The organism is Paraburkholderia sp. TE9906 (genome assembly GCF_056279605.1).
Genome location: NZ_JBWCCT010000001.1, coordinates 150,945 through 164,728 on the forward strand (window position 1 = coordinate 150,945; position 13,784 = coordinate 164,728).

At 63.3% G+C, this 13,784-nt stretch carries 16 protein-coding genes; 8 read left to right on the top strand and 8 right to left on the bottom strand.

All coding sequences use genetic code 11. The features are described 5' to 3' along the window. Positions 1 to 34 precede the first annotated feature (34 nt). Positions 35 to 325 (top strand): hypothetical protein, encoded by a 291-nt coding sequence (locus ACZ9H4_RS00690; protein WP_476118016.1) that lies wholly within the window; start codon positions 35 to 37, stop codon positions 323 to 325. A gap of 20 nt (positions 326 to 345) precedes the next feature. On the opposite strand, the gene ACZ9H4_RS00695 is transcribed toward ACZ9H4_RS00690, so the two are convergent. The 3 genes from ACZ9H4_RS00695 to ACZ9H4_RS00705 all read right to left on the bottom strand — a co-directional run bounded on the left by ACZ9H4_RS00695 (position 346) and on the right by ACZ9H4_RS00705 (position 1,728). Next, positions 346 to 810, bottom strand: coding sequence for an RbsD/FucU family protein (locus ACZ9H4_RS00695; RefSeq protein WP_408323417.1), 465 nt, complete (start codon positions 808 to 810; stop codon positions 346 to 348). 74 nt (positions 811 to 884) lie between these two features. Then, positions 885 to 1,331, bottom strand: coding sequence for a hypothetical protein (locus ACZ9H4_RS00700; protein ID WP_408138947.1), 447 nt, complete (start codon positions 1,329 to 1,331; stop codon positions 885 to 887). A gap of 28 nt (positions 1,332 to 1,359) precedes the next feature. Next, entirely contained in the window at positions 1,360 to 1,728 is a 369-nt protein-coding gene (locus ACZ9H4_RS00705) for a nuclear transport factor 2 family protein (protein ID WP_408138948.1), read from the bottom strand. Positions 1,729 to 2,046: 318 nt separating this feature from the next. Between ACZ9H4_RS00705 and ACZ9H4_RS00710 the strand changes: the two genes are divergently transcribed. The 7 genes from ACZ9H4_RS00710 (at position 2,047) to flhC (ending at position 7,603) form a co-directional block, all read left to right on the top strand. Then, positions 2,047 to 2,418 carry a type II toxin-antitoxin system RelE/ParE family toxin gene (locus ACZ9H4_RS00710; protein WP_408152025.1) on the top strand — a complete coding sequence of 124 codons (372 nt, stop codon included), beginning with the start codon at positions 2,047 to 2,049 and terminating at the stop codon, positions 2,416 to 2,418. Continuing rightward, positions 2,415 to 2,717, top strand: coding sequence for an addiction module antidote protein (locus ACZ9H4_RS00715; RefSeq protein WP_408138952.1), 303 nt, complete (start codon positions 2,415 to 2,417; stop codon positions 2,715 to 2,717). Before ACZ9H4_RS00710 ends, ACZ9H4_RS00715 begins: the two co-directional genes overlap by 4 nt. Positions 2,718 to 3,178: 461 nt before the next feature. Then, positions 3,179 to 4,039 (top strand): helix-turn-helix domain-containing protein, encoded by an 861-nt coding sequence (locus ACZ9H4_RS00720; RefSeq protein WP_408138954.1) that lies wholly within the window; start codon positions 3,179 to 3,181, stop codon positions 4,037 to 4,039. A 102-nt stretch (positions 4,040 to 4,141) separates the two neighbouring features. Further along, positions 4,142 to 4,678 carry a GNAT family N-acetyltransferase gene (locus ACZ9H4_RS00725; protein ID WP_408152024.1) on the top strand — a complete coding sequence of 179 codons (537 nt, stop codon included), beginning with the start codon at positions 4,142 to 4,144 and terminating at the stop codon, positions 4,676 to 4,678. Positions 4,679 to 4,937: 259 nt separating this feature from the next. Then, on the top strand, positions 4,938 to 6,161 hold the full coding sequence (locus ACZ9H4_RS00730; RefSeq protein WP_408138958.1) for a YeeE/YedE family protein: 1,224 nt from the start codon (positions 4,938 to 4,940) through the stop codon (positions 6,159 to 6,161). Between the two features lie 537 nt (positions 6,162 to 6,698). Beyond that, entirely contained in the window at positions 6,699 to 7,019 is a 321-nt protein-coding gene (flhD, locus tag ACZ9H4_RS00735; RefSeq protein ID WP_042324711.1) for a flagellar transcriptional regulator FlhD, read from the top strand. A 14-nt stretch (positions 7,020 to 7,033) separates the two neighbouring features. Then, on the top strand, positions 7,034 to 7,603 hold the full coding sequence (flhC, locus tag ACZ9H4_RS00740) for a flagellar transcriptional regulator FlhC (protein ID WP_408138960.1): 570 nt from the start codon (positions 7,034 to 7,036) through the stop codon (positions 7,601 to 7,603). 124 nt (positions 7,604 to 7,727) lie between these two features. Here flhC and ACZ9H4_RS00745 read toward each other — a convergent pair whose 3' ends face one another. The 5 genes from ACZ9H4_RS00745 to ACZ9H4_RS00765 all read right to left on the bottom strand — a co-directional run bounded on the left by ACZ9H4_RS00745 (position 7,728) and on the right by ACZ9H4_RS00765 (position 13,745). Continuing rightward, positions 7,728 to 9,056 carry an Nramp family divalent metal transporter gene (locus tag ACZ9H4_RS00745; RefSeq protein WP_408152130.1) on the bottom strand — a complete coding sequence of 443 codons (1,329 nt, stop codon included), beginning with the start codon at positions 9,054 to 9,056 and terminating at the stop codon, positions 7,728 to 7,730. Between the two features lie 61 nt (positions 9,057 to 9,117). Beyond that, positions 9,118 to 10,320: an acyl-CoA dehydrogenase family protein gene (locus ACZ9H4_RS00750; protein ID WP_476118017.1), complete on the bottom strand. Its 1,203-nt coding sequence runs from the start codon at positions 10,318 to 10,320 to the stop codon at positions 9,118 to 9,120. A 192-nt stretch (positions 10,321 to 10,512) separates the two neighbouring features. Beyond that, positions 10,513 to 11,169 (bottom strand): methionine ABC transporter permease, encoded by a 657-nt coding sequence (locus ACZ9H4_RS00755; RefSeq protein WP_408138964.1) that lies wholly within the window; start codon positions 11,167 to 11,169, stop codon positions 10,513 to 10,515. Continuing rightward, positions 11,162 to 12,325 carry a methionine ABC transporter ATP-binding protein gene (locus tag ACZ9H4_RS00760; protein WP_476118018.1) on the bottom strand — a complete coding sequence of 388 codons (1,164 nt, stop codon included), beginning with the start codon at positions 12,323 to 12,325 and terminating at the stop codon, positions 11,162 to 11,164. The genes ACZ9H4_RS00755 and ACZ9H4_RS00760 overlap by 8 nt, the downstream gene beginning before the upstream one ends. 13 nt (positions 12,326 to 12,338) lie before the next feature. Further along, positions 12,339 to 13,745, bottom strand: coding sequence for an LLM class flavin-dependent oxidoreductase (locus ACZ9H4_RS00765; RefSeq protein ID WP_408152021.1), 1,407 nt, complete (start codon positions 13,743 to 13,745; stop codon positions 12,339 to 12,341). Between the last annotated feature and the right edge of the window lie 39 nt (positions 13,746 to 13,784).

Below are 13,784 nucleotides of genomic sequence, written 5' to 3' on the forward strand. Positions count from 1 at the left end.
GCAGTTCCCCGCTTAGCACCTGAGCATATGTGCAATGGCCGCGTTTTCCAAGCTCGGGCGAGCTTGCGCCGCGCGACACGCGCCGGGTCGCGGAGAAGAAAAAGGCGTCCGGGCGCGCCGCGAACGGCCGCTGCTGACAGGCATCCCGGATGCGCATGTCGTCGCTTTGGCCAAGCTTTGGCGAGGCTTCAGCCAGGCGTCGGATAGGTCGGGACTTCAATCAGATTGCCGTCAGGATCACGGCAACTGCGAGCAGAGCGGAAGTTCGCATGCGTTCGTCGCCGCAGCGTGCAGCTTCCGCTTTGCGGCTTACCGCTTCACGTGATGGCGCTATCGCGCCTCAAATCACGAGCGGGGTGCATCCGGCGCGAGCAGGACGCCTTTCGTGAAGACGAAGCAACCATAGCCCCGCTCCTCGCCGGTCGCGATCACGCAATACGCCTTGCGCGCCCGCTCATAAAAAGCGAAGCGTTCGATCGAGGCAAACGGCACCTCGCGCCCTTCCGCTGCATTGACCTCGGCCTGGGCTTCGCGCTGCACCGCCGGAATCGTATGCGGCTCGCCCACCACCTCCATCCGCGACGCGGGCTGCTCGATGAACGTGTCCAGCGGCATCACCGAGAGCACCGCGCGAATCGCACGCGGCGAACTTACGCCGTCGAGGTGAAGCAACTTACCGAGCACGGTCCCCTGCGCAACCGACGTGCCCGGGAAGTTCGCGTCGCAGATGACGAGTTCGTCGCCATGGCCCATCGAGCGCAGCGCATGCAGGATATCGGCGTTCAGCAGCGGGTCGAGATTCTTCAGCACGGTGTCTCCTTGTTGTCCGGTTGCCCCGATCGACGGGCTTGCCGTCGGGGTTGGGTAGCGCGACGCGCACGTGCTCACCGCTGGGTTCGGGCTTGCCCGAAGACGGTCGTGCGGCTGCAGCGCGTTGCATCGCACACATCGCATTGCGACGATCGATTGTAGCAAGCAACGTTGCGAGCCTCAGCGCAACGCGGCTGGACGCCGCCGACCGCTACGAGAGCGCCGCCGCCCTCCCTGTCGACGCTGCACATCGGCAGGCCGCCGCCCCGCGCGGCATCCGGAGCGGCGCTGGCTGTGCAGCCGCACTGCCACCGCAGCCAGCCGATCAGCGCGAGCAACACGAGCCCCGCGCCGCCCAACACCGGCTCGCGCCAGCCCAGCAACGCGATGAACATGAACGCCCGCGCGCCGGCCAGCAGCGCGAAGCCGGCGATGGCGCTGGACCACGCGTCGACGGCCGTCGACAGGCGCGCGAACGCTATGAGGGTTTGAACCGGCGTTGGGGCGAAGGGCTCGTGCATGACTCGTCTCCGTGAAGAAATGCGCGGCTCAGGCGCCGCCGGGCGCCTCGTCGAGGAAACCGGTGACTGCCTGCAGACGGCCGTGCGCATCCACTACACCGAAGTCCGATCCCTTGACGATCGCGTCGCCTGCGGGCGTGGTCAGTTCCCACGAAAAGCGCAGCCGGTTCGCAAAACCGTCGACCTCGGTCGTGCGGCGAAACACGTGCTGCGGGAAGCGTTCATGCACCGCGCGAATCATCGCGTCGATGCCGTCGTGGCCCGTGCCGGCGAGCAGCGGATCGCGATAGTCGGCTTCGGCGCTCCATGTCGCGGCGATCAACTCGCGACGGCGCGCGCCATCGGTCTCGTTCCAGACGTCGAAATAACGGTCGATCAGATCGGTATGCGCATTCATCTCAAGACTCCTTGTGGGCATGACTGAGCACTACGCTCGGCAGACACGTCGTATGCGGCGGGCTCGGAGTGAAGATTGATCGCTCGCAAGCGCGGCGTCGATTACGTGGGAGGTAAGGATTCGGGTGCACCGGCACGGGCGAACACCCGCCTTTTTACGGTGCCTTGCGTCTGTGTTTGTCCATCGGATTAGCCATCTGGCCGAATCGTCAGGAGCCGAGCAGACCGCTAACCTCATGTGGCAAAAGGGGGCCGCGCGGAGACAGCGCGCAGCATGTGAAGCAACGAACGGGGTGCGGCGGCAAGCCGCTTTATCAATATGATTTTCTCACTTGCATCGACGTATCCACAGGGATACAATCACAAACAGATCGGCACACCGCCTGTGTACACGGTCAACCGCACCGAGGTGTTCGACACCTGGCTGGCGGAACTCCCAGATCTACGCGCAAGGGCGAAAATCCTCGTGCGGGTCCGGCGCGCGGAGCGAGGGAATTTCGGCGACGTGAGGTTGCTGGAAGAAGGCGTGTTCGAGATGCGCATAGATTGCGGTCCGGGTTACCGGGTCTACTACGCGCGTGAAGGGCGCATGGTGTATCTGCTGCTTTGCGGTGGCAACAAGTCCACGCAGCAGGCCGATATCAAGCATGCCAAAACAATGTGGACAACAATCAGAGAGGATCGATCATGAGCAAGATCAAAACGGCACGGTTCGACGCATCGCACTACCTCGACAGCGAGGAAATGATCGCTGAGTATCTGAACGCAGCACTCGAAGAAGGCGACGCCGACCTCCTTCTCGCGGCAATTGCCGACATCGCAAAAGCGCGCGGCATAGCGAAGGTTGCGGCTGACGCCGGACTCGGGCGCGAAAGCCTCTACAAAACGCTCGCGCCCGGTTCCAAACCGCGTATGGACACGGTGTTCAAACTACTTCGCGCGCTCGGCGTCAAGCTCAACGCCGTGCCCGAAGGCGTGGCGCCCGCCTGATTCGCACTGACTATCTTGTGCAAGCTCGTATTCCGCAACCACACTCAGTGATTGATATGGTCTGAACGTCGTCAAAGTCAGCGGCAAGAACATCTGGACGGGACGCACGACGCGTGAGCGCGCAGAGAAGCACCACGACTGGGAAGAGGCCTTGCGATTCGGACGTCACGCCGTGGAAAGCAGTACGCATCACGATTCGCACTGCTGGATTTTCACCCGCGCAAGTGATAGCGGCGACGCCGACCGGGAGCGGCGCCCTGTTCGCGGCACGTTCTTGAGTAAGCCCCCCGCCATCACGGAAACGCGTAGGCACACGCGCGGTAGAGAACAGGTTGAAGTTAAACTAGCCGGATACCATTCCGGACGAATTCCGGGCGCCTTGGGCGGGACGTCGGTCGCGGCACTCCCGCATTACCTGTCAGGTAATGGATTGCTCGGATGCTTTGGCTATCATCGATCGCATGAACACTCTTTCTCTTGCGCAAACGGTTCCTTCGCACGCATCGGCGGCCGGTCGTACGGTCGGCGACCTGCTGCGCGAATGGCGGCAGCGGCGCCGCATGAGTCAGTTGCTGCTCGCCACTGAAGCCGAGATCTCGACCCGGCATCTGAGCTTCGTCGAATCGGGCCGTGCGGTGCCTAGCCGGGAAATGGTCATGCATCTTGCCGAACGTCTCGACGTGCCGCTGCGGGCACGCAATGCGCTGCTGGTCGCGGCGGGTTATGCGCCGCTGTTTCGCGAGCGTGCGTTGTCCGATCCGCAACTGGCTGCCGCGCGCGAGGCCGTCGAGCTGGTGCTCAAAGGCCACGAGCCCTACCCTGCGCTCGCGATCGACAGGCACTGGACCATCGTTGCGGCAAACAACGCGCTCGCGCCGCTGCTGGCCGGCGCCAGTCCCGAACTGCTCAAGCCGCCGGTCAACGCGCTGCGACTGAGCTTGCATCCGGACGGTATCGCGGCGTCCATCGTCAACTGGCATGCGTGGCGGGAGCATGTGCTGACGCGGCTGCAACGTCAGATCGACGTGAGCGGCGACGAGACCTTGAGCGCGCTACGCGACGAGCTGGCCGCGTATCCCGCGCCGCCGGGCGCGGATGCAGCTGATAAGGACGACACCGCCGTCAGTCAGATCGCCGTGCCACTACGGCTGCGCACGCCGATCGGCGTGCTGTCGTTTTTCAGCACGACCACCGTGTTCGGTACGCCAGTGGACGTCACGCTATCGGAACTTGCGATCGAGGCGTTCTTTCCCGCCGATCAACAAACCGCCGCGGCATTGCGCGAGTTTGCCGAAAGCCAACGCGCGGAAGCTGAGCGATAGACTTTCCAAAGCGCTTGCGCGCTATCGGGAAGCGGGCTCGCAGTCCGGGCCTTTTAGCTCGTGGCCGTTCTCACGCAAGCCCCCGTATAGAGGTACAAGAAGATGCGCTTGAACGACGCCGCCATACTCGTACGCCAACTCGGACCCGCCGATCGCGACGCCTATTTCCAGCTTCGTCTACGCGGGCTGAAGGCGCATCCGGAATTGTTCGGCCAGAGTTACGAGGAAGCGCTGGCGAAGGGTGCGGCGCAGCACGATGCGAGCTTGCAGGGCTTGCACGCCGCCGAGGGTGACTTTCTGCTGGGCGCTTTTCTATCGTCCGATACGCCGCTGATAGGTGTGGTCGGATTGGCGCGCAACCCGCGCGCGAGGGAGCGGCACAAAGCTGCCGTCGTCGGCATGTACGTCGCGCCGGAAGCCACAGGCCGTGGCGTCGGGCGCGCGTTGCTCAACGAATTGCTGGCACGAGCGGAGCGCGTCGACGGTTTGCGGCAACTTCAGTTGATGGTCGACAGCAGCAACGGGGCGGCGCGCAAACTCTATGAGTCGGTGGGCTTTCGTCAGTACGGCCGGGAAGTCGAGGGGCTGAATGTCGATGGCGTTTTTTACGACACTGATCTGATGATGCGGTTTATGTGATGGAGGTGGACGCGCGGCACGCACGGCCTACCGGCGAGATCCGCGCCGGCGGTACCGACGCGGGGCCGAGCATCTGAGTGCCGGCGTTCGCGCGTGAGCTTCCAAGTGGTTGCGCGCCCGGCACCTCAACCCAGCCGCCCATCCCTTGCGCGATCCATGCTATCGTTTTCGATTGGCTTTCCCCGCCACACCCGCCTCAAATTGTCTCCCCGGCCGCCTTCGGGCAGCCTTTGATCAGCCGTTTGTCAGTCAACCCACCATGTCCGACCTCTCCACTCTGCTCCCACGCGTGCCGCGCCGTTTCGATATCAATCCGAAACCGCTTGGCGCGGCACTCGTTCTCATCGCGCTCGGCGCGATCTATCTGGCGCAAACCGTCAGTGGCCGCCAGGCGGCGCTCTACATCGTCGGCGCCCTGCTGGGGATGTCGCTTTATCACGCCGCGTTCGGCTTTACGTCGGCCTGGCGGGTCTTCATCGCCGATGGCCGCGGCGCCGGTTTGCGTGCCCAGATGCTGATGCTCGCCCTCGGCGTATTGCTGTTTTTCCCAGCGCTCGCCGCCGGCACGCTGTTCGGCCATCCGGTGGTCGGGCTCGTCGCTCCGGCCGGCACGTCCGTGGTGGTCGGCGCGTTCATGTTCGGCGTTGGCATGCAGTTGGGCGGCGGCTGCGCGTCCGGCACGTTGTATACGGTGGGCGGCGGCAGCACCCGCATGCTCGTCACGCTGGCAGCGTTTATCGTCGGCTCGGTCGTTGCGACCGCGCATATGCCGTTCTGGACCGCGCTGCCGTCGCTCAAACCGCTCTCGATGGTGACGACCCTCGGCGCAGGCTGGGCCATCGTGCTAAATCTGATCGTTTTCGCGGCCATCGCGTCGCTCACTGTGCTGGTCGAGCGGCGCCGCCATGGCCGGCTGGTCAATGAGCCGTCCCGTCAACCTCACGCGTCGCCGTGGCTGCATGGCCCGTGGCCGCTGTTCGTCGGCGCGATCGCGCTGGTTCTGCTCAACTTCGCCACCTTGGCGCTGTCGGGCCGTCCGTGGGGCGTGACGTCGGCGTTCGCGCTGTGGGGCGCCAAGATCTTCGCGGCGCTCGGCATCGACGTGGCCAGCTGGCCGTATTGGGCCGCTCACGCGAATGCGGGCTCGCTGGCTGCCCCGGTTACACATGACGTCACGTCGGTGATGGACTTCGGCATCGTCCTTGGCGCGATGACGGCTGCGGCGCTCGCCGGCCGTTACGCGCCAGTGTGGAAAGTGCCGGCGCGCTCGCTGTTCGCGGCGGTGGTCGGCGGCCTGATGCTGGGCTACGGCGCCCGTCTTGCCTATGGTTGTAACATCGGCGCGTACTTCAGCGGCATCGTGTCAGGCAGCCTGCACGGCTGGCTCTGGCTCGTCGCAGCGTTCGCCGGCAACGTCCTTGGCACACGCCTGCGGCCGGCGTTTGGCCTCGAAGTGGAACGTGTGCGTCAGACGGGTTGCTAGACGTTACAAAGAACGTTACAAACGCGGCTTCGGTTGTAACCGGGGCCGCACCAACAAGTTACATCTTTGATGTGTCCCCACGCAGTGCCAAAGCTAGGTATTTATTACACGGCCTTGGCGCTCGCTTCTTTCCTGCTTTTTTATTCAAGCAGAATTACCGACTCTCCCCGGCTTTCAGCTCCTCGCCCGGGCAACCGAGCTAACCCACTGTATTACAAAGCGTTTCGTCGTTTAGAGGGAAATCTCGGGTCGAAAAAAATCCGCTAAGCATCGTCGATTACAGCAGCGTGAAAAACTTACCGAAAATTGATGCATCTTTTTGAGATATTTTTTTTAGAAGGGATTGATTTCTTGTTTTACCCTTCATACAATTCGTCCCAAGCTGTTACGAAATGTAACGCGATGTATCAAAAAGTCGCCATCTGTATCAGGTGGTGACAGTAGCCGGAGGTCTGCGTTTCCGGCGAGGCACAAATGACATAACGGCCAAAAAAAAGAAGGCCGACATAGTAATTCGGGGCTTCGGAAACAGAGAAAATGGACCGTAGCAGCGAGACGCTGGATTCAATCCGCGAGATCAACTTGTCTTACATCATGCTTGCGCAACGCATGTTGCGCGAGGACAAACCGGTCGGTATGTTCCGCCTGGGACTGTCGTCGGAACTGGCCGATTTGCTGGCGGGGCTCTCGCTCGCGCAGATCGTCAAGCTGGCTTCTTCCGATCAGCTTCTGTGCTTCTTCCGCTTCAACGACCACTCGATGTTGTCGGCGTTGACGCAAACGACAAAGCACGCAGCAGTTGCACCGACTCACGCGGCGATCCTGCTTGCAGGCCAGCCCGCCGAGCAGTTTGCTTAATCGAGGTGACTGCGATGCTCAAGCGTAGCCTGACGGAAGACGCACAAGAAGTATTCCGCGCGATCGCGCTGATCGAACTCGGCGCCCGCATGCAGGTGCTCGAAAGCGAATTGACGCTCTCGCGCGACCGCATGATCCGCCTGTATCGCGAGGTCAAGGGCGTATCGCCGCCCAAGGGCATGCTGCCGTTCTCGGCGGACTGGTATATGACGTGGCTCGCGAACATTCACGCGTCGCTGTTCTACAACACGTACCTGTTCCTGAAGAAGGAAGCGCGTTGCTCGCATCTGGATGCCCTGACCAAAGGGTATCGGCTGTATCTGGAACATTGCCAGCACAGCGAGACCGAGCCGGTGCTCGACTTGACGCGCGCATGGACGTTGGTGCGTTTCTTCGACGCCGAGATCCTGCAGTTGACCAAGTGCTGCCGTTGCACCGGCAAGTTCGTCGCGCACAAGCACGATCTGCAGCACAACGTGGTGTGCGGCGCTTGCCAGCCGCCGTCGCGCGCCGGCAAGACGAAGAAAGCCGCAGCCGCTCGCCAGGAAGCGCTCGAAGCGGCGCAGGTCGCGCAAGCCGCCTGATTCGAAGTGACTCGACGAGGGCTGGTCCGGCCCGACTCGAACCGAAGCCTTGAAAAAAAATCCGCACAGTGTGCGGATTTTTTTTGCCATCACGGCGCCCATCGACGCCTGTCACGTTGGTGAATCAGCCGGCCAATCCCACCGTCTGCACGACGAGCCAAAGGTTCGCAGCACTGATCGCGCCGAACAGCAACCACGCGAGAAGCCGGGTCGGCAGCCGGTTGGCGAACTCGCCCATCAACGCGCGGTCGTTGGTCATGCGAATCAGCGGATAGAGCGCGAACGGCAGTTGCAGGCTCAGCACGACCTGGCTTGCGACCAGCAATTGGCCGACCGCGCCGTTGCCCAGCATCTGCACGCCGATCAACGCGGGAATCAATGCCAGCGCACGCGTGATGAACCGCCGCTGCCAGCACGGAATCTTCAGCTTCAGGAAGCCTTCCATGATGACCTGCCCCGCCACCGTGCCGGTGAACGTGGAGCTTTGCCCCGACGCAAGCAGCGTGATGGCGAACAGCACGGCCGCAAAGCCGGTGCCGACGATCGGCGCGAGCAGCCGGTAAGCATCTTCGATCTGCGTCACCTCGGTGTGGCCGGTCGCATGAAACGCCGCGGCGGCAAGAATCAGGATTGCCATATTGATCAGCAACGCGAGCAGCAGCGACGCGATGGTGTCGATTCGCGACATGCTGATCGCCGAGCGGATGCCTGCCGAATCGCGCTTCACCGCACGCGTTTGCACGATCGACGAATGCAGATACAGATTGTGCGGCATCACCGTCGCGCCGAGAATGCCGATCGCCAGATACATCGGCTCGCGCGAATTGAGCGCCTGCCACGACGGAATCAGTCCTTGCGCGACCGACGGCCAATGCGGCTGCACCAGCGCGAGCTCGATGATGTAGCCCACGCCGATCGTCGCGATCAGGCCGAGCATGATCGCTTCGAGATCGCGGAAGTTCTTGCCCTTCAGGCCGAGCACGATCAGCGTGTCGAACGCGGTCAGCAGCACGCCGGTAGTCAGCGAGCAATTGAAGAGCAAATGGAACGCGAGCGCGCCGCCGAGCACTTCGGCGAGATCGCAGGCCACGATCGACAGTTCCGCAAGCAGCCACTGCACTCGCACGACCCTGGGCGAATAACGCGCGGCGGACAATTGCGCGAGGTCGCGCCCGGTGGCGATGCCTAAGCGCATGCTCAGACATTGCAGCGCCATCGCCGCGAGGCTCGACAGAAGCACGACGAACAGCAGGCTGTAGCCATAGCGCGAGCCGGCTTCGATCGCGGTGGCCCAGTTGCCCGGGTCCATATAGCCGATCGAAACCAGCAGGCCGGGGCCTGCGAATTGCAGGATCTTCTTCCAGAAGGGCGCGCCTTGCGAGACGGCAACCGAGCCTTGCACCTCGGATGGGCAAAACGGCGCCGTAGCGGTGGTCGGTAGTTTGAACAGCAAGCCGGAGATCTCTTGAAGGGAATCAACCACGGCGCCTCGTGAGAAGCCGCCGCGAACCGCCTCAAGTGTACAAAGAAACCTCGGGCAATGTCCCGCTCAGTGCATAGCGGCCGACGTCGCGCACGCGATAGTCGAGCGGATCATGCAATGTATGCACGCGGGCGTTGCGCCAGAAACGGTCGAGCGCGAGCGGCGCATGCGCGGCGCGCGCGCCGCAGGCGTCGAACAGTGTTTCGCTGACGTCGAGCGCGGCGCGATGCGCAACGATCTTCGCCTCCGACGTGGCGAGCGCGACGTGCGCGCGGGCTTCGGCGGACAACGACGGGCCTTGCCGCCAGGCGTCGTCGAGTGCGTAGGCGGCGCGCGTGGCCAACGCCTCGGCACTCACCGCCTGCAGGCGCATCTCGCCGAAGCGCTGGATCAGATAGGGATCGTCGGTGGCCTTGTCGACGCCTGAGGTGATCCACGGCCTGCCGTGCCGGGTGACGTACGCGCGGGCTTCGTCGAGCGCGCCCTGCGCGATGCCCACGAACAGATTGGTCAACACCTGCTGCGAAATCAGCGTGCGCAAACTCGCGTACGGCGTGTCGGCGCGCTCGAGCACTTCATGCGGCTCGACCCGCACCCGCGCGAACGACACGCTGCCGCTATCGGTCTGCCGCTGGCCAATCGGGTTCCAGTCTTCGTGGACGGTGATGCCCTCGCGCCCGGTCGGCACGACCGCGAACACCGGCTTGCCGCTGACCGGATCGTGTGCGGAGACCGTCATCATCTGCGAGCCGCGCGTGCCGGAGCAAAAACCCTTCTGTCCATCGAGCCGATAGCCGCCGTCGCCTGTTGCCGTTGCGACTAGCCGCGTGTCGAGAGGATTCACCGCATTGCCCCACCACCAGCGATGTTCGACCGTGCCGTTCAGATAGCGCGTGCGCTGCTCCGGATTGCCCCAGACATTGACGCTCACCACCTGCAGGCAGGTGAAGCCCAGCAGATGCGCGAGCGCACTGTCGACCCGCGCGATCTGCCGGATCGTGTCGTAGATATCGGGCCAACGCGCGCCGGGGCCGCCGAATTCACGCGGCACCGCGAGCGTGAGCAGACCCGCGTCGGCGATCCATTGCTTTTCCTGCGCGGCGTGGCCGCCTTCGCGATCGCGCTGCGCCGCGCTCGCACGCAACGCGTCGAGCAGACCGGCAAGATCGCGCGCTACCGGTGCGGCCGATGCCTGACGCGTTTGCAATGCGTCGGCATGACGAGGTTCGTTCATGCAATGTCCATGTGAAAAAGTTGGGTAAGCGGCAACAGTCGCGTCTCACACAATTTTGATCTGCTCGACGGACACACATGCGGGCACCGCGTCGGCGCCTGCTGCGTCAGCCAGCATGACAGGCAGCGATGCCGGCACGCGATAGCCGGTATGCACGCACCTATCGGCCAATCATATTACGGACTGCGACTGTTACGTTCGTTGCGCGAGCCGACGCACGAAACGGTCGCCGACGAACTGAACCGCCGTCACGATCACGATCAGCAGCACGATCACCGTGACCATCACGGTCGTGTCGAAACGCTGATAGCCGTAACGGATCGCCAGATCGCCGAGGCCGCCCGCCCCGACCGCGCCCGCCATCGCCGAAGAGCCGATCATCGCCACCACGGTAATCGTGAAGCCGCCGAGAATGCCCGGCAATGCCTCGGGCAGCAGCACATGCCAGACGATGTGCCGGCGTTGCGCGCCCATCGCCTGCGCGGCTTCGATCAACCCACGATCCACCTCCCTCAGGCTCACTTCGGCGATGCGGGCGAAGAACGGAATCGCCGCAATGCTGAGCGGCACGATCGCCGCCCATACGCCGATCGTCGTGCCGATGAGAACACGCGTGAGCGGCAACAGCGCCACCAGCAGAATGATGAACGGCGTGGAGCGAAACGCGTTGACGAGCGCACCGAGCACACTATTGACCGCGCGCTTTTCGCAGATGCCGCCGCGCGTCGTGCCGACCAGCACCAATGCGAGCGGAATGCCCACCAGCGCGGCAATGAACGCGGACACACCCACCATCACGATGGTGTCGCGAATCGCGCCGGCCAGTTCGGAGAGCCAGAGATCAGACATAGCCGAGCACCTCGACATGGTTGGCGTAGCGGCGCGCCCGCTCGAGCAGCGTGGCGACCTGTATTTGCGCGGGTCTGTCCGCATCCGCCCGCACTTGCGCCGATACCACCAGACGCCCTTGCGCATGCCCCTGAATCCGGTCGATCCCGCCGTGGACGAAATTCACTTGCCCGCCATCGAAGCTCAATGCCGCCGCTAGCGCGCCGAGATCCGGCTCGTGTGCATCGGCGCCGGTGAAGCGCACGTCCAGCAGAATGCGCGCGTCGTCTTGCGCGAGATCGCGCACGGGCTTGACGCGCTCGGCCAGGTCCGCGGGCAGGTCGTGCACCAGCGTACGAAGCAGCGCACGCGTCGCGTCATGCTGCGGATCGCCGAATACGCGCCACACCGGGCCGTGTTCGACAACCTCACCGCGCTCGATCACCGCAACGGTGTCACAAACCTCGCGAATCACTTCCATTTCATGCGTGATCAGAACGATGGTCAGATTCAGCCGCCGATTGATATCGCGCAGCAACGCGAGAATGGCCTGAGTGGTTTCAGGGTCGAGTGCGGACGTGGCTTCGTCGCAGAGCAGAATGTCCGGGTCGGTGACCAGCGCGCGGGCAATGCCGACCCGCTGTTTCTGGCCGCCGGACAGGCTCGCCGGATACGCGTCACGCTTGGCTGACAAACCCACCAGTTCGAGCAGCGCATCGACCTTTTTATCGATCGCCGCTTTCGGCACACCGGCGATTTTCAGCGGCAACGCGATGTTCTCCCGCACGGTTTTCGCGGAGAGCAGATTGAAATGCTGAAACACCATGCCGATGCGCCGGCGCAACGTCACCAACCCGCGCTCGTCGAGTTCGCCCACGCTCACGCCGTTCACACGCACCGCGCCGGAACTCGGCTTTTCCAGGCCGTTGACGAGCCGCAGCAAGGTCGACTTGCCCGCGCCGCTGCGGCCGATCATGCCGAACACCTCACCGCGCGTCACCTGCAACGAGACGTTCGCAAGTGCCGTCGTCGGCTCGCCGCGTGCGCCGGCGAACACCTTGCCCACGTCGTCGAACACCACGGCGGCTTGCGTCGCCTCGCCGTCGTGCGGTCCCGGCTTCATCGCGAGGGACGGCGCGTCTTCAATGAATTGCGTCACGTCGAAAAGATTCGCCATTGCTTCGCTCCTGTCACGCTTGCACGACGGCTTTCAAGGTAACCTGTGCTTGCCGCCGATGCCGCGCACCGGCATGCACCTCGGGCAGCCGCGCACGGCCGCCGCCGAACAGCTTCTCGCGCAGCGTGGGCGCGGGGTCGTAATCCTCCTTGTAGACGCCGCGATTCTGCAACTCCGGTACCACCCAATTCACGAAGTCTTCGAACGATTCGGGCATCACCGTGCGTGTCAGATTGAAACCGTCGACACCGGCTTCGTCGATCCACGACACCAGTTCGTCCGCGATCTGTTGCGGCGAGCCGACCACCGGCTTCGCGCGGCCACCGAGCGTCATCTGTTCGAGTACCTTGCGCTTGGTCCACACGCCGTTCACGCTCTTCTTCGAAATCGCTTCAATGGCCGATTGCATCGACTCGGTCTTCACATACGAGATCGGCTCATCCAGTTCGTACTGCGAGAAATCGATACCAGTCGAACTCGAGAAATGCGCGATGCCGCCTTCGGCACTCGCATAACGCCGGTACTCGGCGAATTTTTCCTGCGCCGCGCGTTCTGTTTCGCCGACTACAACGGTAATGCCCGCAAAGATCTTGATGTCGTGCGGCGCGCGCCCGAAACTCACCGCACGCGAGCGGATGTCGTCGACGATCGAGCGCGTCAACTGTTTGTTCTGTCCGCTGACGAACACACATTCGGCGTGACGCGCCGCGAATTCCACGCCCCGGCTCGACGAGCCCGCCTGATACAGCACGGGCGTACGCTGCGGCGACGGCTCGCTCAGATGAATCGCGTCGATCGAATAGTACGGGCCGTCGTGCTTCACGCGGTGTACCTTGTCCGGATGCGAGAAGATGCGCGCCGCGCGGTCGCGCACCACCGCATCGTCTTCCCAGCTCTGCTCCCAGAGCTTGTAGACCACGTCCATGTAGTCGTCGGCGCGGTCGTAGCGGTCGTCGTGATTGAGCTGCTGCGCGAGGCCCATGCCGCGCGCAGCGCTATCCAGATAGCCCGTGACGATGTTCCAGCCCACGCGTCCTTTGGTCAGATGATCGAGCGTCGACATGCGCCGCGCGAACAGATACGGCGGCTCGTAGGTCAGATTCGACGTGACGCCGAAGCCGATATGTTTCGTCACGTGCGCCATCGCCGGCACGATCAGCGACGGATCGTTGATCGGAATCTGCACCGACTCGCGCAACGGCGTATCGGGTCCGCCCTGATAAACGTCGTACACACCGACGATATCAGCGAGAAAGATCCCGTCGAATTTGCCGCGCTCCAGCGTTTGCGCGAGACTCGTCCAATAGTCGAGGTCCGTGTAATGCGCCGAACGATCGCGCGGATGCGTCCACAATCCATGATTGATATGGCCGACGGCATTCATGTTGAACGCGTTCAGCAGAATCTTCTTCTTCGCCATCGTACGGCTCCTGTCGTTTTCAGCTACGGCTGCGCACAA